Genomic DNA, 20,498 nt, shown 5'->3' with positions numbered 1-20,498 from the left:
GCGCTACCTCCGTCACTTATTTGATGCCTGACTGCGTAATGCCTTTGATCAGTTGTTTCTGTCCAATTAAGAAGACAATTAAAATTGGGATAGTGGCGATCGTTGTCAATGCCATGAGTTTCCCATAAGAAGACGTAAAACTTCCTTGCTGCATGATGGCAATACCGGTTGTGATTGTTCTCATGTCCGGTGAATTTGTTGCCACTAACGGCCATAAGAAATCGTTGTAGATTCCCATGAAAGAGAAAATTGCCAATGTCCAAATGATTGGTTTTGCAGAAGGAATGACGATTTTAACGAAAATCTGCCACTTGTTCGCTCCGTCCAATTTCGCTGCTTCTTCCAATTCTTTCGGGAAAGATTTGAAGAATTGATAAAGCAAAAAGACACCGAATGCATTGGCTGTGTATGGAAAAATCAATACAGCATACGTGTTCAATAAACCAAAGTTGCTGAATTGCATATACATGGGTAGAAACGTGATGACAAAAGGAATCATTAATGTACTGATAAATAGTGGAAATAAGTATTTTTTGAAAGGAACATCCAACCGTGCCAAGCCATAAGCAGCGAGCGCGTCAATTGCGACGATGATTGCTGTTCCAGCCAGTCCTGCAAATAACGAGTTGAACATCCATCTGAATATCGGAACATCCACTCCATCACCCGTCAGCGTGTATAAATAGTTTTCAAAAGTGAAGTTTTCCGGTATCCAGTTTAATCCTCCGGCGATGGCTTCAAAATCATTTTTAAAGGAAGTGGAAATCATCCAGATAAGAGGAATGAGAAACAAAAGCCCTATTACCGAAGCAAGTACAATCAGCCCAATCTGTTTTCCATTCTTTTTCATCAGTTTTCCCCTCCTTGTTTGTAGTTGGCGATTTTAAATTGAATAACGGAAATGACAATCATGATTAAGGACATAAGCAAAGCCATTGCCGATGCAACGCCTAATTCACGTTCCTCAAAAGCCAGGTTGACAATTCCCATCAGCAGCACTTCCGTTGAGTCTCCAGGACCACCGCGTGTCATTAAGTAAGGCTGCCCAAAGACGTTGAACGAGGCAATGGTTGAAGTGATGATAACGAATAGCATAATAGGCCGGATTGTCGGCAAAGTGATATGAATAAACTTCTGCCAAGCACTTGCGCCATCAATGGCACCCGCTTCATACAATTCTTCCGGCACTTCATTCAAAGCGTTGATAAAAATAATCATATTAAAACCGAGCGTCCACCAGATCGTGGCTCCGATAAGAGAAATCCACGCAAACGGCTGTTTTGTCAGCCACGGAATGGCATCGAAGCCCAAGTCCATTAAATACATATTCAGCAATCCGGAATTTGTATCGAGTATCCATAGGAAAATAATAGATACTACTGAAACCGATATGGCATAAGGGATAAAGTAGATCGTACGGAAAAATGTTCTGAGTTTTCCGGGGATGCTATTTAACAGCAACGCCAGACCCAATCCAATCACTACCAGTAAAGGCACTGAAAAAATGACAAACTTGACCGTGTTCCCCAGCCCTTCAAAGAACAGCGAATTCATCGCGGAATCCGGATTGAAAATAGTCGCGTAGTTTTCAAAGCCGATGAAAGGCTGCACACTCGACAGTAAATTGTAATCATGCAAACTGATGTAGATACCGTAAACAAGCGGGATAAAGAGGAAAGCTAAAAACAACAGTAAATAGGGCAACACAAACAGGAAGGATGTGAATTTGGAAAGTCTTTCTTTTTTTGCTTTGCTCGCAGGCAATTTTGCTTCTTTCATTGCTTTCTCACCTCATTCTGGGTAACTTAATGCTGTTGATCCAACCGGACTTTTTCGTTCAGTTGAAGCGGGATAAAAATAAAAAGTAAGCAGTGCAGACTCCACCTGCTTACTTTTTAATTTGTTATTCTAAAGCATTCGCAGCTTTTTGCTGTGCTTCTTCCAATGCCTCTGCTGCATCTTTTTGTCCTAAGAGCACTTCATTGACTGCTTCCATCAAAGGACTTGTTGCCTGCCCCCAGTTTTCCACATCCGGACCAAACTTAACATAGTCAAACTGTTTCGCTACTTCTGGAGATTGTGCATTTACTTCCTGGAACTCATCGCTTTCATACACAGCTTTTGAAGCTGGTGCCTGACCGGACTCTGCCCAAGCCAACGCATTGTCTCCTACATAGCCTAAGAAGTTAGTAATTCCATCCAACTTCGCCTCGTCTACACTTTCCGGAACTACAAAGTTATGCGAGTTCGCATAGACGCCTTCTTGTTCTGTACCTAATTGCGGTACTGGGGCTACCCCGTAATTAAGGCCTGAGTCTTCCCATTGCTTCATCATCCACGGACCGTTCATATGCATGCCGCTTCTTCCTTGCAAGAACATGGTTACTTCTCCATCCTGCTGAACATCGCTAGGAGAAACCGCATATTCGTCAATTAAAGATCGTTCAAATTCCAAGGCTTCCACAACTGCATCAGAAGTAAACTGAACTTCTCCATCGGCATACAATTCACCGCCGTTTTGGAAAACGATTGTTGGGAAAATAAATTCTTGTGGCCACAAAGTTGGGACAACATATCCAAACTGGTTTTCATCTTCATTTGTTAATGCCTGTGCATACTCGATAAATTCTTCACGATTCGTCGGCGGCTGTTCTGGATCTAATCCAGCTGCTTCAAACATATCTTTGTTCCAATAGAATAGAAGCGGATGTATATCCAAAGGCACACCATACAACGCTTCATCAACTGAAGCGCCTTCAATGGCATTCGGATGATATTCATCAACCGAAATCTCTTCACCCATTAAATCGCCAAGATCTCTTATAATACCTTTTTCAGCGTACGTAAACATTTGATCGCCGTGCATAACCATTACATCCGGCATATTCGACTCTCCATTAACAGCCAAATCTACCGTTCTGTAATACTCTGTTTGCGGAACTATTTGGAAGTTAACCGTATACTCGTCCTGTGATTCGTTGTATTCATCGACAATTTCTTTCATAAACGGGCCATCGGGGCCTGAAAACGGTGCCCAAAGTGTGATTTCAGAGCTGTCTCCAGAGCCTCCTGAATCTCCTCCGCCTTCTTCAACTACCCCACTATTGCCGCTGCACGCTGTCAATAAAACTGCAGAACATGTTACTGCCAAAGCACTCCATCGTTTGTTCATCTTCTTCATTTTCCCACTCCCTTTTCTTAGTTAAAGCGCAGTTATTGAGTATGTTTAGTCCATCACTGGAACTGGTATTTCTTCTTCACTTGGCTGTCCGCCTTCGATTGCCGGCCAGCCGTCTTCCCAAATAATCGGATCAATCATTAACGGCCTTCTTGAAGCGCCCGTCCATAACACAGGATCGGCTTTTTCAATGGCATGATAGACAAGCCAATCTTCTCCTGCCTCGTCTTTGATAACCGAATTATGTCCAGGACCGGCAAACTTGCTTTCTTCATCGGAAGATAAGATTGTCGTCCCGCCATTGTCGAGCAATGTCTTTCCTTCGCGGTCAACATATGGGCCTTTAAAATTCTCTGACCGTCCAACTGCTACATGATAAGTGCTGTCTTGTCCATCACAGCAGGAACCTTTGGAACCGAAAAAGTAATAAAATCCATCCCGTTCGATAATATAGGGCGCTTCATAATCTTCCCCAGCCAGCTGAAACTTTTCGCCAACTGTCGTCAATCCATCTTGTGACAGTTCAATTCCATAAATGCCATGAAAACTTCCCCAAGCAAGATAAGGCACTTCATCTTCAACGTAGAAAAACGGATCAATCGAGTTGTCTACACCAATTTCCTCGCTTGTGAACAGCTTTCCTTTGTCTTCAAAAGGACCTGCTGGACTAGCGGCAACTGCTACGCCGATGCCAGGATTTGAATCTCCCCATAAGGACAAAGAGTAAAAGAGCATATATTGATCATTGTAAAATTGAATATCCGGCGCCCAGAGATCTCCTGCTGTTTTCCAGTCAGGCTTTTCTTCAAATGCTTCGCCAACAAACTCCCAATCAATTAAGTTTGTGGATCGGGAAATTGGAACTAACTTTGTTTCAGAATCATCGCCCCACGCATCTTCTGTCCCATACGCGTAGTAACTGCCATCCTCCGCTTGTATAATCGAAGGATCCGCCAACACGGGTTCATACACAGGGTTGGCAAAGGATTCTGTTTCTGCAGGCTGCTCAGCTTCCTGAGAACAGCCTGCCAAAATGATTGCCAATAAAAAGACTCCAAAAATCGAAAACTTATAAATTGTGGAATCAACTCCTTCACCTCAATTTATGAAAGCACTTACATGAAGCCATTGTAATACATAAGTTTGTTTCATTACAAGTATATCTGTAATAAAAAATAGATTTTTTTTGCTTTCTCTTTTGTAAACAGAAAAAAACAAGATCCACAGTGGCTTTCTGTGGATCTTGTTTTTATAAGTTCATTTATTTATGTTCTGTCAGCAAGCGCATAACAATTCCTTGCCGGTAATTTCCGAATTTGTGGCCGAATAAGTTTATTCCACCTACATTGACTGCATCTTCTTTGACACCAATTTTAAACGATATGTAAGGATTATCGGCGATTTTTAACGAGTCTATTGTACAGTTACTGTTGACGAGTTTGTCATCCAAATAGCAGCCGTCTTTGTTCACTCGCCAGTTTTTCAACAATCCATATTGCGTATGGTTCGTCATCCACCATTTTGGCGTAAGAAACCCTCGCTCCCCTCCAAAGTCGCTTGGCGACGTCCAAGTGGCAATTTCATGCCCGTTAATCCAAACAGTTATATCGGAAGGCCAATCCAATTTGAATAACGGAGCCTCTGAACAAACTTCTGCACTAAACTTGATTTGATCTGCTTTTTCACCACGAGGAAGACGGTTTGGAAACCGATACTCCAAATAACCTGTTTTGAAGAAAATTAGTTGTGCTTCGTCCCTGCCTACTTCATAGAAAGCACGTGGATCGTCATGTCCATTGATATAATCAGACTCACCCACTAAACCACAGCTTGGTTCAACGCTGCTGTCAGAAAAGTGGCCGATGGGCATATCGTAAATAATCGTTTCTTCAATTTCTTTGGTTTCTTGCGGTGCAATATCGATGATAATTTGATCGTATTTTTTTGTGTTGATTTTTTGCGTGCCTCTGCCTGGCAACAGCTCCGTGGTAATAAGGTCGACGTCTTCAAGCTTTTTCACATTTACAGCAGTTGTAGAAAAAGGCAGGCCGAGCCGCTCCGACAGTTCGTTGACGTTATGCGGCCGCTCACTTAAAAGACGCAGTATCGCCATCCTGTGTTTATTGGCCAAGGCTTTACATACTTCAATGGATTCTTCGAAATTTAGCTCTAAGGTTCTCATGGGCATATCCTACTTTTACTCTAAGTTTTATTGTAATAAAATTATAACACTCTATTGATGAAGTCAAGCACAGAGAAGTGAATAAAATCTGACATCCGTTAATATTCCAGCCGAAAAGTTGTTTGGCAGATGGAGCTTGCCTCGATCCTTTCTGCGGATTTAGCGATTACAGCTTTTAAAAAAGGGTTAGGCGTTCTATATAGAATTCATTAGTAATCCCTAAATTCAGGATTGAATAGTTTCACAACATCTACTATACTAAAGTTAATTAAATTAATTTATAAAGTATTGGAGGAATTAGATGAACCGGAGTGAGTTGTCCCAAACTTTCAGCAACATATTCCAGACAGACCAAAATCCACGCTTCTTTTTTGCGCCTGGGCGCATTAACTTGATTGGTGAACATACCGATTACAATGGCGGGCACGTGTTTCCGGCAGCCATTTCTTTTGGCACTTATGCCGTTGCCCGACAGCGCACGGACCAAAAACTACGGTTCTATTCGTTGAACTTCCCGGAAAAAGAGATCATTGAGTGCGATCTTGCCGACTTGTCTTTTAACCCGGACCATGACTGGGCAAACTTTCCGAAGGGCATGATCTACCATTTTATAAAAAACGGATTTTCTGTCTCTCACGGAATGGATATTCTGTTCTACGGAAATATACCGAACGGTGCCGGGCTGTCCTCTTCCGCTTCTATCGAAATGGTAACAGGCGTTGTGCTAGAGGGCCTGTTCAACCTAGAAATCGATCGCTTGCGCATGATTCAGCTTGGCCAGAATGTCGAAAATCAGTATATCGGCGTCAACAGCGGCATCATGGACCAGTTCGCGATTGGAAAAGGAAAAAAAGATTCTGCTATTTTATTGGATTGCCAAACGCTGGAATACAGCTACGCACCAGTCGAACTGAACGATCATGAAATTGTTATCATCAACTCCAACAAACAGCGTACCTTGGCTGGTTCAAAATACAATGAGCGCCGTGCGCAATGTGAAAGAGCGCTGTCTGATCTCCGGACGGAACTTGACGTCAGCAGTCTTGGCGAATTGACAGGGAAACAGTTTGAACAGTACAAACACCTGATTGCAGATAGCACAAACCGAAAACGTGCAAAGCATGCTGTCTATGAAAACGAACGGACCTTGCTGGCACTCAAAGAGCTCCAACAAGGCAATATTGAAACGTTTGGCGAATTGATGAACCAATCACATGTCTCTCTTCGTGATGATTACGAAGTTACCGGTGACGAACTTGATGCCATCGCAGAAACAGCTTGGAACCATCCAGGCGTCATCGGTGCCCGGATGACCGGTGCAGGATTTGGCGGCTGCGCCATTGCGATTGTTCACCAGTCGCAAATTGAAAGCTTTAAAGAAAACTTAACAACGAGTTATACCGAAAGATTTGGTTTTTCTCCTTCTTTTTACGAGGCCAAAATTTCGGATGGCGCCAAAGAACTTGTAGAGGAGTTTTGACCATGAGTGTTTTAGTATTAGGCGGAGCTGGCTATATTGGATCACACGCAGTTTTTCAGTTAATCGATCAGGGGCAAAATGTTGTCGTTGTGGATAATTTGGAAACCGGGCATGAGAAAGCCATACACCCGAAAGCTGTTTTTTATAAAGGCGATATTCGGAATGCAGACTTTTTAGACTCGGTATTCGAAAAGGAATCGATTGATGAGGTGCTTCATTTTGCGGCCAATTCACTGGTCGGCGAATCAATGGAAAATCCTCTGAAGTATTTTGACAACAATGTTTACGGCACTCAAGTATTATTAAAGGCCATGATCGATCATGATGTGAAGAAGATCGTCTTTTCTTCTACCGCTGCAACTTATGGCGAACCGGAGGCTGTGCCGATTACAGAAACCATGCCAACCAATCCAGGCAATACGTATGGCGAAACAAAGCTGACCATGGAAAAAATGATGAAGTGGACAGGATTGGCCCACGGCTTGAAATTTGTTTCATTGCGCTACTTTAATGTAGCTGGGGCGAGAGAAACGGCAGAAATTGGCGAAGACCACCGCCCTGAATCCCATCTCGTCCCCCTTATCCTGCAGACAGCACTTGGCCAACGAGAGGAAATCACGGTGTTCGGCGATGATTACGACACGGCCGATGGAACGTGCATCCGCGATTATGTTCATGTCGAAGATTTGATCCGCGCCCACTTGTTAGCATTAGAATACTTGAGAAACGACGGCGAGAGTAATGTCTTCAATCTCGGAAGCAGCCAAGGATTTTCCGTGAATGAAATGATTTCCACTGCTCGGTCTGTTACCGGAAAAGAAATCCCAGTTAAAATCGGCCCCCGCAGAGCAGGCGATCCAAGTGTTTTGATTGCCAGTTCGGATAAAGCCAAACAAGTATTGGGCTGGAACCCAGCCTTTACTTCTATCACCAAAATTATCGAAGATGCATGGAAGTGGCATTCTTCGAACCCCAACGGCTATGAAAAGGACGTGTAAATATGGTCTATGAAAATCTGGAAGGACTTCTTGACAAAGCTCTCGAATCCCGCTTGATCGAAGCGGCAGACACCGATTATGTCCGCAACCAGGTGATGAACCTGCTCGGCTTGGAATCGTTTCCTGAAAACGCGGTCGAACCGGCCGATGACACTATTCCGAACTTGCTGGAAAACTTGATTGCCTACGCTATCGAACAAGGCGTGATCATGGATATCTTTGATGACAAGGAAATACTGTCGGCCAATATTATGAATTGCTTTGTCGCCCGCCCTTCTGTCATCAACGCTGCGTTTAATGAAAAATACGCAGAGTCACCAATCGACGCAACCGATTACTTTTATGAATTAAGCAAAAACAGCAATTACATCCAAATGAACCGGATCCAAAAAAACATTTCCTATAAAACGGATACCGCTTACGGCCAGATGGACATTACGATCAACCTGTCAAAACCGGAAAAAGATCCGGAGCAAATCAGAAGAGAACGCGAAATGAAGCAAACGCTCAGTTACCCGAAATGCCTGTTGTGCAAGGAAAACGAAGGCTACACCGGACGGATTGGCTATCCGGCACGGGCAAACCACCGGGTTGTCAGAATTCCGCTTACGGGAGAAAACTGGTATTTGCAGTATTCGCCGTATGTCTATTACAACGAGCACAGCATTTTGCTGTCTGAAGAACACCGCGACATGAAAATTGACCGCAGCGGCTTTGAACGGCTGCTTGCTTTTACCGAACTGTTCCCCCATTATTTTGTCGGGTCGAATGCCGACTTGCCGATTGTTGGCGGCTCCATTTTAAGCCATGACCATTACCAGGCCGGGCGCTATGAATTTGCCATGACCAAAGCAGAAGATGCCTTTGTGTTTGGCTTGGATTCCTATCCGGACATCACGGCATCCGTTGTAAAATGGCCGATGTCGGTGATCCGCTTGAAAGGGAAAAAGATCGACAGTCTGGTAGATGCGGCAGATGAAGTTTTGCAGACGTGGAGAAATTACTCTGACGAATCAGCAGATGTTCTGGCCTTCACTGGCGAGACACCGCACAACACCGTGACGCCGATCGCAAGAAAGCGCAACGGGTTGTTCGAAATCGACCTGGTGTTGCGAAACAACCGGACAACGGCCGAATACCCATCCGGAATTTTCCACCCTCACCAAGATGTCCACCACATCAAAAAAGAAAATATCGGCTTGATCGAAGTGATGGGGCTGGCCGTTTTGCCGCCGCGCTTAAAAGAAGAACTTGCTGAAATCCAGGAGTTCTTGCTCGGCAATGCCAGCAACGTGGCTCCTTTCCATCTGGAATGGGCTGAACAGCTAAAAGCACAATATGGTAAGCTTTCTCTTCCGGAAGATGCAGAAGCAATCCTGCAGGATGAGCTGGGGAAAAAATTTGTACGCGTTCTTGAAGACGCAGGCGTATTAAAAGAAACAGAGGCATTTCAGCGATTTATTACCACACTTAATAAATGAATGGCCAGCTTTAAAAACAGGATGAGCCCTCTAGATGAGGTTCATCCTGTTTTTGCTGATAATAGATCGTATTCACTCCATTTTTTGACTATACTTAAACTATCAAGATTATCATTCATCTAAAAAGGAGGAAGCAAAATGAGCGAAAAAAACGAGTTAACATCTGAACAGCGTGAAAAATTGCTTACTGCCCTGAAAGAACGGTTCGAGAAGCACATCGATCGCCATGAATGGATGCATTGGGATAAGATTCAGGCAAAGCTTGAAGCGCAACCAGAGAAACTATGGTCTCTCCACGAAATGGAACGGACTGGCGGAGAGCCGGACGTTTTGGAGTTCGATGAAGCAACGAGCGAATATGTCTTTTTCGATTGTTCAGCGGAAAGCCCGAGTGGCCGTAGGAGCGTTTGCTTTGATCAGCAGGCACTGGACTCTCGAAAGAAAAACAAACCTGAAAACAGTGCGATGGCGATGGCCAAAAACATGGGCATCGAGCTGTTAACAGAAGAACAATACCGGGCGATGCAGCAGCATGGCACGTTTGATATTAAAACATCCAGTTGGGTGCAAACCCCTGCAGACATCCGGGAGCGGGGCGGCGCGCTTTTCTGTGATTCCCGCTACGGACATGTCTTTCTGTACCACAATGGTGCAGATTCGTATTACGCAGCCAGAGGGTTCCGGGGCTTATTGAGAGTTTAGGGTTAACAAGAACTGCAAAAAGAAAAGGCATTGCCCGACCCTTCACAGGAACCGGCAATGCCTTTTCTATCCTATACATGAACAACTCATGTTCCTCATTTGCATTTCAATCCTGCAGCCGCTCTTCCATCCATTCAATCATCTCATCATAGATTTTATATTTGGATGGTTCATTGAGTATCTCATGCATCAGGAAAGGATATATCTTCAAGCTTTTGTCCTGTGAACCGATTTCGCCATAAAAGTCCCGCGAGTCCTTTTCCGCGACAAGCCCATCCTCATTGCCATGCAGCACCAGCACAGGTTCGGTAAAATTGGCGGCATGTTCTTTCAGCCAGGCAACGCCCGGGGCAAACGTATTGATCAAGCCCACTGAAATTTTCTTTTCGACAAGCGGATCTTCCCCGTAGGCTTTGACAACTTCCGGATCGCTGCATACTCCTTCTCCGAGCTCATTGTCCAAGTATGTGTCTGCAGGAATATCCATCGGCAGCGGTCCGAAGATTTCCTTGTTGTAGCGGGTCAATGCACCGGAAAGGATGACGCCTACTGCACTTCCAGGATATTTCGTTGCATACGCGGCCGCTGTGAAACCACCCATGCTGTGCCCGATCAAAAAGACCGGCTGTGCTGGATTTTCTTCCTTTGCCCAATCCATAATGGTTTTTAAATCGTCCGGCATTTCGTTGAAATCTTTGAAAAAGGTCCGCTTTCCTTCTGAACGTGCATGCCCGCGCTGTTCATAGCGATACACCGTGAATCCATGCTGCAGCAAGGTTTCGGCTAATGCATCATACCGCCCTAAATGCTCCGCTAAACCATGGGCAATCACCACTGCCGCTTTTTGCTTTTCAGCCTGATCTTTACGGGTAAACAGTCCTGTTCCATCAAATGATTGAATCATTTTTTCTTCGCTCATCCAACATCCTCCATTCCATTAATCTCTTTCCTATTGAGTAGTATTCTTCATCCGCTGAGAAACTACCTTCCTTCTAAAAAGAGGTTTTTTGAAGATACTATTCCAAAGAACTTTGATTTCAATACTTAACCTAAAAAAAGCTCACCCGAGTGACAGTAAAACCGCCTCTGGGTGAGCTTTATAATTCATCAATCATTCTTCTCAATCCAAAATTCCCTGATAGCTGTAATCCGCCGGATCGATTGGTGTAAATCCGTTCGGCGTATAGAACCTCAGCAAATCTCCATTAACCAGTTGGTCGGAAAGCTCCATTTCATAGCTTCCATTCTCCTGGAATTTCTCCGCTTGCTCCAGCTGGCTTTCCTCAATCGGCAACCCGGTTTCCGGATTATAGAAATTTTCGCTGATTGAGTAAATTTCAGGGCTGACATAGTCACCGTTTCTGAAAGTGACCAGTTCCTCATGATCTTCGGACAATAGATCTGTACCAAACTGAATGTAGTTCTTCGTTTCGACGCCAAGCAAATGCATCACAGTCGGCAGCAAGTCTATCTGGCCGCCGTACGTGGAGTTGATGCCGCCTTCCATGCCCGGCACATGGATGAACAGGGGCACTCGCTGAAGTTTGGCATTTTCAACCGGTGTGATTTCTTTCGAAAGCACTTGTTCCATCGCCTGGTTGTGGTTGTCAGAAATACCGTAATGGTCGCCATACATGACAATCATCGTGTTATCAGCTAAACCAGATTCCTCCAGCTGCACAAAGAACTGCTCAATTGCTTCGTCAGCGTAACGAGCCGTCTGGAAGTAATTGTCGACACTGGTGTCGCCTGTTGTCCCTTTATCGATGGTCGCTAAACTCTGATCGATGTTATAAGGGAAATGATGCGATACTGTGATCATTTTCGTATAGAAAGGTTCTGGCAGCGACTCTAAAAGAGGCGCCGACTGCTCGAAAAATGGTTTGTCCATAACCCCGTACTCTGCCATATCTTGTTCTGTCAGGTCCGTGTAGGACTCAATATCAAAGAAATGATCGTAGCCAAAAGATTTATAGATTTCAGACCGGTTCCAAAATGTTCCGTTATTGCCATGGAATACGGCTGACGTATAGCCTTTATCTTTCAGAATCGCAGGCGCAGCCTGGTACGTGTTCTGGCCTTTTGTAATAAATGCGGAACCTTTCGGCAAGCCGTACAAAGAATTATCCAACATGAACTCCGCATCCGCCGTTTTGCCTTGAGCCGTTTGGTGGAAGAAGTTATCGAAATACATCGTGTTTTGTTCTTCCATCATCGAATTCAAGAACGGTGTCACTTCTTCCCCGTTCAATTCGTAATCCATCAAAAAGGTCTGGAACGATTCCAAGTGGAGGTAAACGACATTCATGCCTTCGGCTGCACCGAAGTACTCCTCATTGGCGCTCGCGTTATTCGATTTTGTGTAGTTCAATACTTCCGTCACTTCATCGCTGTCAGCGAGTACGCGCTGGGAAGAAGATTTCACGGTTTCAGCGGTGTCATAGAGCGCGTAATTATACATGCCCAAATACTTGACGATGTAATTCCGGTCAAATCCGCGGGTCAACAGCTCCGGACGATCCGCTTCTGCCAAAGCCAGGTTGAAGAACGAGATGGCCAGCGCGATTGTAATAACCGGCAGGACAGCCTTGGTTTTGAAACTCCCTGACTCTTTTTTAGCTTTTGTCATGACAACCAAACCAGCCAGAATCACGACATCCACAAAGAACAGCAAATCGGTCGGCTGGATCAAAGTCGCTACACTGCCGCCTAAATCGCCGAAATTCTGCGTTTGGAATAAAGTCGGCCATGTAAGGAAATCACTGAAAAATCGGTAGTAAACTACATTTGCATAGAGCATGAACGACATGCCCATGTAAATTAGCAACAGTGAAATGTATTTTCGCGTTCCTTTAAAGAACAGCGACAAGCTTAGTAATAAGAGTGCGGAGCCTAACGGGTTGAGAAATAAGAGAAACTCTTGAATCGTTCCATCTACACTCAAGCTGAATTGTGTTTTTTGGGTAATATAGGTTTTCATCCATAGCATGAACACTGCAAGCACAAAGAACGGAATGAACTTGTTCAGCGTTTTTTTATCCATCGTTTTAATATTTTTCATATTGCACCTTCTTATAATGGGTATTTCACAAGGATTGTGGGACATTGAATTTATATAACTCGAAACTATTAAGTTCAAGTAAACTTTAAGTAAAAATAATGACAAATTCTATTTTACGCTAGTGGCCCAGAAAATGACAGTTTAAGGTTTTTTCAGAATATTCACTAAGTCGAGCCAAGAAAAAGAACAGCGTTAGTTGCCAATGAAAAAGCCACACCCAGACAGGGTTGCGGCGATGTTTGGAACATATAGTATAGGACGATTGGGTGTGTTCAAAGTTCCTTGAATCACGTAAAAATGCCAGCAATTGCCTTAATCGCCAGCTCCAATGATCTGATCCGTTTCTCCAGCAGCGTTCGTTGGGGACTGCCTGACTTCGACTTAGCACACATGCTTTCAATGGACGGCAATAAACCCGCCAGTACCTCACGGGTTTTCGCCAGTTCTTCCTGACTGTATGGATGGGGCTGTTCATGCCAGACCCTTTCCAACACAGCCAAGCCGATGCGAAGAGCTTGAAGCCGCTTTTCTATCAAGCTTGTGCTTGCACCTTTTTCGATCATTTGGGCCAGCGCTTTTTCCAATTTCCGGATAGTTGATTGGAAGGATTCGATTGATTCTAACTTTACTCTCGTCGGTATGTTTTCCATGTTAGGCTAATCTCCTTTGACACAGGATAGATCTAATTTATTAAGGTGTAGCATCTTCAGTTTTTTTCATGATAAACTCTTTATCCTCTATTGAAAGAGGTTTTTTTGCTCCATCCAAAAACACGAGCATCCTTTCCAAATCCACCGGAAGCATTGCTCCGGGGAAAGTCCATAAACTGATGCCGTTCAAATCCGGATCCTCAATAAAATTGTCTAACGGTATAACATTTCTTTCTTCGCCTGCAGGTGCCTCTTTCCACGTCGTATATGCTGCTTTTTCATTTTGAATAAGCCCGAAGGAATACTCCAGAAACTCCGGATCAGTTGTATAAGGAATGGTTTTATCCAATGAGTCTTCGAACACTGTTAATTTCGTAGGAAAAACTTCAAAGTCTTTGTAAATATCGAAGAGACGTTCAACATCCATATGTGCAATTGACATGGTGCCATCTTGATTAAGGAGCAAAGCAAGGCGATTATCATCCAAAGGAAAAACAGTCGCATCTGATGTCTGAACCAATTCCTCAAACGCCGCTTCCGGAGTTTTATGATAATTTGTTTGAAGATAATTGACTGCCCACAGTATAACGACTAGTAAAGAAACCAGTATAAGACTCCGAATAGTTTTTTTCATAACCCACCCCCATTAATCATTTTTTATTCAAAGGTTAAAAAACCCCCCTGCCCGAAAGCAAGAGGATTTCATGGAAGGAGTTTTAAAACAGGACTGTGGTCATCGACCGTCGTTTGCTTTTGGTTGGGAATCGGTAACAGGTAACATCGTAATGGGGTATCGGTCATTGGTTTGCCAGTAGCCATTAAAATTTGGTTGCACCGAAGTACAAAAGAGGTTTCCTTCCATGCCCTGAAGCGGAGTCTCACCGCTCCAAGGATCAGAAATACTTGTCGCTGTCGAAATCCAAAACGATGGAATAGTTTTTGGTGTTGATGGCATTTGACAGCCGGTTGGCCTGCCGCTCCAGTTCAACCGCTTTTACGCGGCATTCTTCAGGATCAAACATGGCCCGTCTGACGATGGGCGTGCCTTCCCCGTAGCCAAATTGGAGATCTTCTTTCACTGCAGTTCCAAACACCTTGAACTTCCGGGCTTTGGCACGAAGCTGGGTAGCCAATTCGATGGCCTCGACAATCGCCAGCTCTTCCCCGTTAAAGCTTACTTCGTTTTCAAAGTTGGCACGGTACATCAATTTATCCAACAGCCGAAAATCTTTTCGGATGTCATCAATCTCTTCCTCGACTTGCGACAGTGAGCGGGCTTGTTTCGGTTTTTTGCTGCCTTTTTCCATTTCCACAAACGCCACCCGGTCCATCTCTTCTTCCAACTCATGAATGCGTTTTGCTAATACAGATTTCAATTTGACAGCTTCTGCCAGCGAAAGATTCGACATGATCCGGTCTCCTTCAATTCATAATGATTCGTATAATGAATAGCGTAGCAGGCCGCCTAGTTTTTTACAATAAAGCGCCAAGTGAAATTTTGATTCTTCGGTTATATTTTAAAGTTATGATCTGTGGAACCTCCCCATTTCAGCTCGACGCTCTCACCTTCCAGCTTATACAGGTGCGTTAAAACATCATCCATGTTCCCAGAACGGATTTGATGGTAGAATTCCTTTTTCATTTTCTTGATGAAGTCCATTTTGCTCAATTTGCTGCTGTCACCATGTGGAGCAAGATCCTTTTCGTAATGGCTCATTTCCAGCAAATCGTTTTTGTCGAAATGATAGGGACTGCCATCCGGAGCAGTTTTTAGGACGAACGGATAATCTTTGATCACACCAAGGTTATCTTTAAATGAAAAATGGTTATGCTTAATTGAAGAAATGTCATGCACAAAAATAGTTTTCTTCATCGCAGTCATCCTTTCTTTTTATCTTCTCTCTTTAATTATAAAAGTCATTATAGAAATTTCAATTCCGAATTTTCAGATTACTATAATCTTCGATTTTAATTACCACGGATAACTTTCGATAAAACACAAAAGAAATCCTTCTGCCTGTTAAGCAGCCGGATTCCTTTTCTATGCAATAATTATTAAACTAAAGCTGAGTTCTTCTCTTCCATCGCCTTCCGCCATTTCACCAGCTCATGCGCCTCGATTTGTTTTTCCAGTGTTTCGTCCCAGTTATTGGACATTCCATTCCAAACGCGGGCATAAAAAACATCCTGCTTCTGGTCATACAATTGAAATTCGATGCATGGGATATAAGCAGTCTCGTGCTCAACGCAGCTCGTAATTCCGCTGACGATTGTTTGAAAGCCTTCTTCTCCGCCCGACACCTCCTTTGAAAGAAGCTCCTGCATGCGGTCTTTGTTCAAACTGCCTTTTACCGGATAGCGGTACACCGGAAGCTCGTCTCCCGCTTCCGAATGGCCGCCGTCTTCTGCCAACCGGTACTGGTAGTGAGCTGCACTATAGGAAATCACGGTTTTGTCCCCGTCCATCTCTTCATCAAAAATGCCTTTGGCCAAATAATCATAGCCTTTCGCCGTCAGCTTATAGCCGGATTTCTCAAGCCCAATCAACCCGGTGCGCTGCATCTTACCGATCAGGTCGCTAATAAACAGCTCTTCCACAAACAGCATATCAGACAAGGTGGCGGCGCGGCGGACATCGGCTTCCTGAAAAGCCAGCAACAGCATTTTCATCAAAATATCCATCTTCAAACGCTTGACCCGGCTAAAACCGACATCGTATAAAACGACCGGCAGCTTCCACACTTTGTCGTTGACGATCGATACGTCCGGATTTTCTGTTACGTGCGTCCGCAGTTCTTCTATCAGCCCATCCACATGTTTACCCCCTGCTCTTCTCTAACAGCTTCAAGCCGTTTTTCTTTTTCACGACGTCTAACACGTGCTTGTACATGTTTCTTGTTTCCGGCTGCTTGGCGCGCTCCGTGAACATCTGGGAACTGCCGACAAGCACCAGCAATTCCTTGGCACGCGACAGCGCCACGTTCAGCCGACGGTAGTCTTTCGCAAAGCCGATATCACCCTGCTTGTTTTGGTTGTTTCGCACCATGCTGAGTACGATGATGTCCCGTTCGCTTCCTTGGAACCGGTCAACCGTTCCTGTTCGGACAGTCAAATTCGGCAAGTGCAGTTCCTGGTCAATCATCCGCTGCAGCCGCTTGACCTGCTCGCCGTAAAAGCTGATGACCCCGATGCTCTTTTGCTGGTCCGCATGAATGCGTCCAGCTCTTTTCGCTTCTCCAGTTGCCTCGTTCAGTTCTACTAATAAAGCGCGGATTTCCTGAAGCTCGGCTGCATTGTACAAACTTTTGCCGCCGCTCATACGTTCTTCAAAATACGCTGGTTCATTCGGCAGATCCAGCCACATGAGGTGGTTGTTCCGCTTCACTGCAGGCGATTCCAACAGGTGGTCGCGATCCCGGTCAGAATCCGCAATGCCGCATTGCAGCTGATCCCTTTCCAGTTTATAGAACGGCGAAATAGTTTCCATGATGTCTTCGTGCATCCGGTACTGGATGGCAAGCATTGTCTTGTTGGCTGCCGGCAAGTTTTTGTAGAGGCGTTCAAACAGCGATTCTTCAAGCAGTTTTTCGAGTTCTTTCTTTTCTTCAAAGCCGTTGTCTTCGTCAATCATTTCCTGGAGCGTTTCCTCCAGCGTGTCGTTGCCAAGAAGCGGCGGCAATTGATGATGGTCGCCGACTAAAATGATCTTTTGGCCTTTCAGCATCGGTAACAACAGCTCTGGCGGCGTGGCTTTGGACACCTCGTCGATGATGACGACATCAAATTCCGGATAGTTGTCGATAAAATCCTTGCGTGCTGATGCCACGCAAGTCGTCCCGATGACATTGGCGTGCTTGATATACAATTTCCGGATCTCGTCCAAATCGTGCTCGTTCGCGCCTGCCAATAAATCCAGCCATTTTTTCTGAATCGATTGAAGCAAGGGCAGATTTTTCATTTCCTGCTTGAGCGATTCCTTGGTGAAAGATAAACTGGCCAGTTCTTTAGCCGCCTGTTCAAGCTGCCGCTCTACATCCGGAGACAAAATCTTGCGTAATGCGAGCAACTCCTCTTCGTGTCCCTTTACAGCCTTTTCAACTTGAAGGATATTGGCATTCATCGCCTCAATCCAGGCATCATTCGTTTCCAGAGCCGCTGTTTTTTGCGTGCGTTCCGTTTGATGATCCATGATTTTCTTTTTAGTCTGTTCATAAAGAGCTTTGTCTTTTTGCAGCCTGGCAAGTTCCGCGGTTGCATCACGGACTGCCGCTTCGAGATCGGCTGGAAGCTCTGCCCGATTTGGCATTTGGCGGTAGCGCTGTTCAAGCGGCGCCATATCTTCCTGCTTTTTCTCCTGCTGCTCCAGCAACTTTTCGTCCCATGATCGGTATTGTTTTTGCTGGTTGCCAAGCTCGTCACATAAATGCTTTTTCAAGTCCTGGAAAGCCCGTTTCGATTCTGCTGCATAAACGTCAAATGCTTTGAGTTTGGCGCCTCTTCTCCACAAATCATTTTGCCGTCTGTACAAACCGTTGAGCGCTTTTTGCAGAACGATGGAGTCATGGTGCTTCGCACTTTTCAACAGTCTCCGCAGCTTCTCCAAATACTCGTCGACTTCCGCTGACGTATACGCTTCTGTCTTGGCCAGTGCCTGCTGTTTCAAATCCGCAACAGAAATGCCGGCAGGTGCCAACAGTTTTTCAATGTAGGAAATCGCAGCGGTGACTTGTTCGTTGTATTGATTGAGCTTGCCCCATTCCGCCATGTTTTCACGGTTCGCTTCGAGCCGGTTGATCAAGTATGTAATGGTTGGTGTTTCCTCAACCCGCTGCTCTTTCAGTACGTGAAGCAGGCCATCAATTTTCTTGATGCTGTCCATTTCACTGACGGCCACTCTTTTTTGTTCGATGATCCCTGCGATTTGGTCGCGTCTTTCCGTGACCACAGCGAGGTCCTGCCGTTTTACCGCCAGGTCTTGCTCAAGCCTTGGAAGCCCGATAACACGCTCATACAGCTTGATTTGCTTATGGATCCGCAGGTGCTCTTCCTGGAACCACGCGCTGTCTTCTTTGCCTTCCATCAAAGCGGAATCCTGATCGATCAAATCCTCAAGCTCATGCAGGCGATGCGCCAGGTCCCGGCTGTCGTTTACAGCTTTGCCTTTTTCGAGTTCGCACGTGGCCAATTTCAACTGTTCTTTTTCAAGCAGCTTTTGAACTGATTGCTGCTGGGCCTGGGCTTGTTTTTTCTCTTCAACCGCTCTGCCTAAGCTTTCGTAAACCGGCTGCAGCTTCACAGTAGCTTGTTCGTTCGCCAACAAATCGCGTTTCAACTCGGGTTCACGCTTTTCACGCAGATCGTATTGCGCTGTAATTTCTTCCAGCGTATGGTCTTTCCAATACTGGCCGACGTTTTCTTCGATAAACTTCTTGCCTTCTTCTTCGATGCTCTCCGTCCGTCCGACACGCAAAATGCGAATATCTTTGTTGGCAAGCAAGCGGCCAAGTGCGTTGTCGACCGCCAAATTGGATTGCGAAGCGACCAGCGTTCGCAACCCTTTTCGGGCATTTTGCAGGCAGATTTCTGAAATAACAGTGGTTTTTCCTGTGCCCGGTGGACCTTGGATGACGTACAGATCTTCTGCTGCCATCGCACCCGATACCGCTTTTTGCTGGAATTCGTTGAGGCGGTTGTGGAAAGACAGCATCTCCAGCGACCGGAGCGGCTTGACCGGCGGTTTTTCCTCGAAAAGGATCCGATCGAGATTTGGGTTTACCGCAAGGCCTTTCTCAAGATTTGCAAAGCCTTGCCGCAGCCGCCTGATTTGGCTCAAAGCCGCAAAGTTGCTGAAGACGACTTCCTTTTTATCGAGTGCCAGCCCTTTTTCCCGGAGCTGTTTGACCATATAGCTTTGGATTTCCACTTCCACTGTCCGGTTGGCTGCTTTAATAACCGTTCCGACATCTCCGGAAATTCCGGTGAGGCGCACAGTTAAACTTTTCAGCTGTTTCCACTCCGTGTCTTTCAGGTGGCAGCCTTTTAACGTGATGCGGCTGAAATCGTGGCTGAACGACAGGCTGGAATAGCTGGTTTTGATGTCCGGAATGTCCATGCCGCGTTCCTGGATTTTCAAATAGCCTTCCCAGCTGCCGATCCGCTTTTTGACATAATCGGAACTTTCCTTCGCCGGTGTCATCCGGTTGATCAGATTGATCAGGGAGACCGGAGCAGGATCCCTCGACCGGTCGAACACCAAGTATTCCTCGCGCTGCCAATTGGTACCGAGCGCCTGATAGGATTTCCGCATGGTCAAGTTGGTGACCAACAGGTTGTGATTGGTGAAGACTGCATGAAGGACGATCGACTCTTCGATATCCCTTCCAGTTAGCCGAATGTTTTCCGCTTTGTCTAAAATTAATGCTACCGAAAGCTCACCATCGGCATTCGACGGATACCGCTCGATAAATACCTTGAACGGTTTATCCGCAACAAAAAACGAGCGTTCGCTGATGCCGAACCCTCCCATTTTTTCCATAGCCGTCTTGGTCAATCGTATTGAAGTTTTGTATGTTGCTCTGTTTGCGTTACCCATTTAATCACCTGTTCTTTTAAAGCTGTATATATTTCATCAAACCGACGGATTCTGCCTGATCTGTTTTCATCTAATCATATCATCTATTAATGGCTATGAGCTTATAATTTGTAAATTTCAGCGAATATACGTTCGTTTTAAATTATTATTTGAATTACCCTGTTCACAGGGCAG

Annotated in this window: 17 protein-coding genes; 4 read left to right on the top strand and 13 right to left on the bottom strand. The window is 45.1% G+C overall.

What is annotated here, in order from left to right; all coding sequences use genetic code 11:
• Positions 1-16 precede the first annotated feature (16 nt).
• From QOZ98_RS07080 to QOZ98_RS07060, 5 genes are all read right to left on the bottom strand, one after another.
• Positions 17-850 carry a carbohydrate ABC transporter permease gene (locus QOZ98_RS07080; RefSeq protein ID WP_142828157.1) on the bottom strand — a complete coding sequence of 278 codons (834 nt, stop codon included), beginning with the start codon at positions 848-850 and terminating at the stop codon, positions 17-19.
• Positions 850-1,779, bottom strand: a complete 930-nt coding sequence (locus QOZ98_RS07075) for a carbohydrate ABC transporter permease (protein WP_308786783.1) — start codon at positions 1,777-1,779, stop codon at positions 850-852. The genes QOZ98_RS07080 and QOZ98_RS07075 overlap by 1 nt, the downstream gene beginning before the upstream one ends.
• 124 nt (positions 1,780-1,903) lie before the next feature.
• Positions 1,904-3,181 carry an ABC transporter substrate-binding protein gene (locus QOZ98_RS07070; protein ID WP_308786782.1) on the bottom strand — a complete coding sequence of 426 codons (1,278 nt, stop codon included), beginning with the start codon at positions 3,179-3,181 and terminating at the stop codon, positions 1,904-1,906.
• A 45-nt stretch (positions 3,182-3,226) separates the two neighbouring features.
• A complete protein-coding gene (locus tag QOZ98_RS07065) occupies positions 3,227-4,222 on the bottom strand; it encodes a family 43 glycosylhydrolase (RefSeq protein ID WP_308786781.1) in 996 nt (331 codons plus the stop codon).
• 217 nt (positions 4,223-4,439) lie between these two features.
• Complete coding sequence (locus QOZ98_RS07060) at positions 4,440-5,360, bottom strand: ArsR/SmtB family transcription factor (protein WP_308786780.1); 921 nt, start codon at positions 5,358-5,360, stop codon at positions 4,440-4,442.
• 301 nt (positions 5,361-5,661) lie between these two features.
• Between QOZ98_RS07060 and QOZ98_RS07055 the strand changes: the two genes are divergently transcribed.
• The 4 genes from QOZ98_RS07055 to QOZ98_RS07040 all read left to right on the top strand — a co-directional run bounded on the left by QOZ98_RS07055 (position 5,662) and on the right by QOZ98_RS07040 (position 10,021).
• Entirely contained in the window at positions 5,662-6,840 is a 1,179-nt protein-coding gene (locus tag QOZ98_RS07055) for a galactokinase (RefSeq protein WP_308786779.1), read from the top strand.
• 2 nt (positions 6,841-6,842) lie between these two features.
• Complete coding sequence (gene galE, locus QOZ98_RS07050; protein WP_308786778.1) at positions 6,843-7,838, top strand: UDP-glucose 4-epimerase GalE; 996 nt, start codon at positions 6,843-6,845, stop codon at positions 7,836-7,838.
• 2 nt (positions 7,839-7,840) lie between these two features.
• Positions 7,841-9,319, top strand: coding sequence for a UDP-glucose--hexose-1-phosphate uridylyltransferase (gene galT / locus QOZ98_RS07045; RefSeq protein WP_308786777.1), 1,479 nt, complete (start codon positions 7,841-7,843; stop codon positions 9,317-9,319).
• A 138-nt stretch (positions 9,320-9,457) separates the two neighbouring features.
• Complete coding sequence (locus tag QOZ98_RS07040; protein ID WP_308786776.1) at positions 9,458-10,021, top strand: DUF4256 domain-containing protein; 564 nt, start codon at positions 9,458-9,460, stop codon at positions 10,019-10,021.
• A 106-nt stretch (positions 10,022-10,127) separates the two neighbouring features.
• Here the strand turns inward: QOZ98_RS07040 and QOZ98_RS07035 are convergent, their stop codons facing one another.
• From QOZ98_RS07035 to QOZ98_RS07000, 8 genes are all read right to left on the bottom strand, one after another.
• On the bottom strand, positions 10,128-10,940 hold the full coding sequence (locus tag QOZ98_RS07035; RefSeq protein ID WP_308786775.1) for an alpha/beta hydrolase: 813 nt from the start codon (positions 10,938-10,940) through the stop codon (positions 10,128-10,130).
• Positions 10,941-11,141: 201 nt separating this feature from the next.
• Positions 11,142-13,082, bottom strand: coding sequence for an LTA synthase family protein (locus QOZ98_RS07030; RefSeq protein WP_308786774.1), 1,941 nt, complete (start codon positions 13,080-13,082; stop codon positions 11,142-11,144).
• Positions 13,083-13,369: 287 nt separating this feature from the next.
• Entirely contained in the window at positions 13,370-13,732 is a 363-nt protein-coding gene (locus QOZ98_RS07025) for a hypothetical protein (protein WP_308786773.1), read from the bottom strand.
• A gap of 40 nt (positions 13,733-13,772) precedes the next feature.
• Entirely contained in the window at positions 13,773-14,366 is a 594-nt protein-coding gene (locus tag QOZ98_RS07020; RefSeq protein ID WP_308786772.1) for a hypothetical protein, read from the bottom strand.
• Positions 14,367-14,625: 259 nt separating this feature from the next.
• Positions 14,626-15,141, bottom strand: a complete 516-nt coding sequence (locus QOZ98_RS07015) for a hypothetical protein (protein WP_308786771.1) — start codon at positions 15,139-15,141, stop codon at positions 14,626-14,628.
• A 101-nt stretch (positions 15,142-15,242) separates the two neighbouring features.
• Complete coding sequence (locus QOZ98_RS07010) at positions 15,243-15,605, bottom strand: hypothetical protein (RefSeq protein ID WP_308786770.1); 363 nt, start codon at positions 15,603-15,605, stop codon at positions 15,243-15,245.
• A gap of 182 nt (positions 15,606-15,787) precedes the next feature.
• On the bottom strand, positions 15,788-16,546 hold the full coding sequence (locus QOZ98_RS07005) for a hypothetical protein (RefSeq protein WP_308786769.1): 759 nt from the start codon (positions 16,544-16,546) through the stop codon (positions 15,788-15,790).
• A gap of 4 nt (positions 16,547-16,550) precedes the next feature.
• Complete coding sequence (locus QOZ98_RS07000; RefSeq protein WP_308786768.1) at positions 16,551-20,324, bottom strand: AAA domain-containing protein; 3,774 nt, start codon at positions 20,322-20,324, stop codon at positions 16,551-16,553.
• Between the last annotated feature and the right edge of the window lie 174 nt (positions 20,325-20,498).

This window comes from Planomicrobium stackebrandtii, assembly GCF_030814955.1.
GTDB classification, from domain to species: domain Bacteria; phylum Bacillota; class Bacilli; order Bacillales_A; family Planococcaceae; genus Planococcus; species Planococcus stackebrandtii.
Note: the sequence above shows the minus strand (reverse complement) of the source record. Positions and strands in the feature narration are given on the sequence as shown.

Bases quoted from the DNA above. Each gene is read 5' to 3' on its own strand.
- QOZ98_RS07080 (WP_142828157.1), bottom strand. From the start codon at position 850: ATGAAAAAGAATGGAAAACAGATTGGGCTGATTGTACTTGCTTCGGTA.
- QOZ98_RS07075 (WP_308786783.1), bottom strand. From the start codon at position 1,779: ATGAAAGAAGCAAAATTGCCTGCGAGCAAAGCAAAAAAAGAAAGACTT.
- QOZ98_RS07070 (WP_308786782.1), bottom strand. From the start codon at position 3,181: ATGAAGAAGATGAACAAACGATGGAGTGCTTTGGCAGTAACATGTTCT.
- QOZ98_RS07060 (WP_308786780.1), bottom strand. From the start codon at position 5,360: ATGAGAACCTTAGAGCTAAATTTCGAAGAATCCATTGAAGTATGTAAA.
- QOZ98_RS07055 (WP_308786779.1), top strand. From the start codon at position 5,662: ATGAACCGGAGTGAGTTGTCCCAAACTTTCAGCAACATATTCCAGACA.
- galE (WP_308786778.1), top strand. From the start codon at position 6,843: ATGAGTGTTTTAGTATTAGGCGGAGCTGGCTATATTGGATCACACGCA.
- galT (WP_308786777.1), top strand. From the start codon at position 7,841: ATGGTCTATGAAAATCTGGAAGGACTTCTTGACAAAGCTCTCGAATCC.
- QOZ98_RS07040 (WP_308786776.1), top strand. From the start codon at position 9,458: ATGAGCGAAAAAAACGAGTTAACATCTGAACAGCGTGAAAAATTGCTT.
- QOZ98_RS07035 (WP_308786775.1), bottom strand. From the start codon at position 10,940: ATGAGCGAAGAAAAAATGATTCAATCATTTGATGGAACAGGACTGTTT.
- QOZ98_RS07030 (WP_308786774.1), bottom strand. From the start codon at position 13,082: ATGAAAAATATTAAAACGATGGATAAAAAAACGCTGAACAAGTTCATT.
- QOZ98_RS07025 (WP_308786773.1), bottom strand. From the start codon at position 13,732: ATGGAAAACATACCGACGAGAGTAAAGTTAGAATCAATCGAATCCTTC.
- QOZ98_RS07020 (WP_308786772.1), bottom strand. From the start codon at position 14,366: ATGAAAAAAACTATTCGGAGTCTTATACTGGTTTCTTTACTAGTCGTT.
- QOZ98_RS07015 (WP_308786771.1), bottom strand. From the start codon at position 15,141: ATGTCGAATCTTTCGCTGGCAGAAGCTGTCAAATTGAAATCTGTATTA.
- QOZ98_RS07010 (WP_308786770.1), bottom strand. From the start codon at position 15,605: ATGAAGAAAACTATTTTTGTGCATGACATTTCTTCAATTAAGCATAAC.
- QOZ98_RS07000 (WP_308786768.1), bottom strand. From the start codon at position 20,324: ATGGGTAACGCAAACAGAGCAACATACAAAACTTCAATACGATTGACC.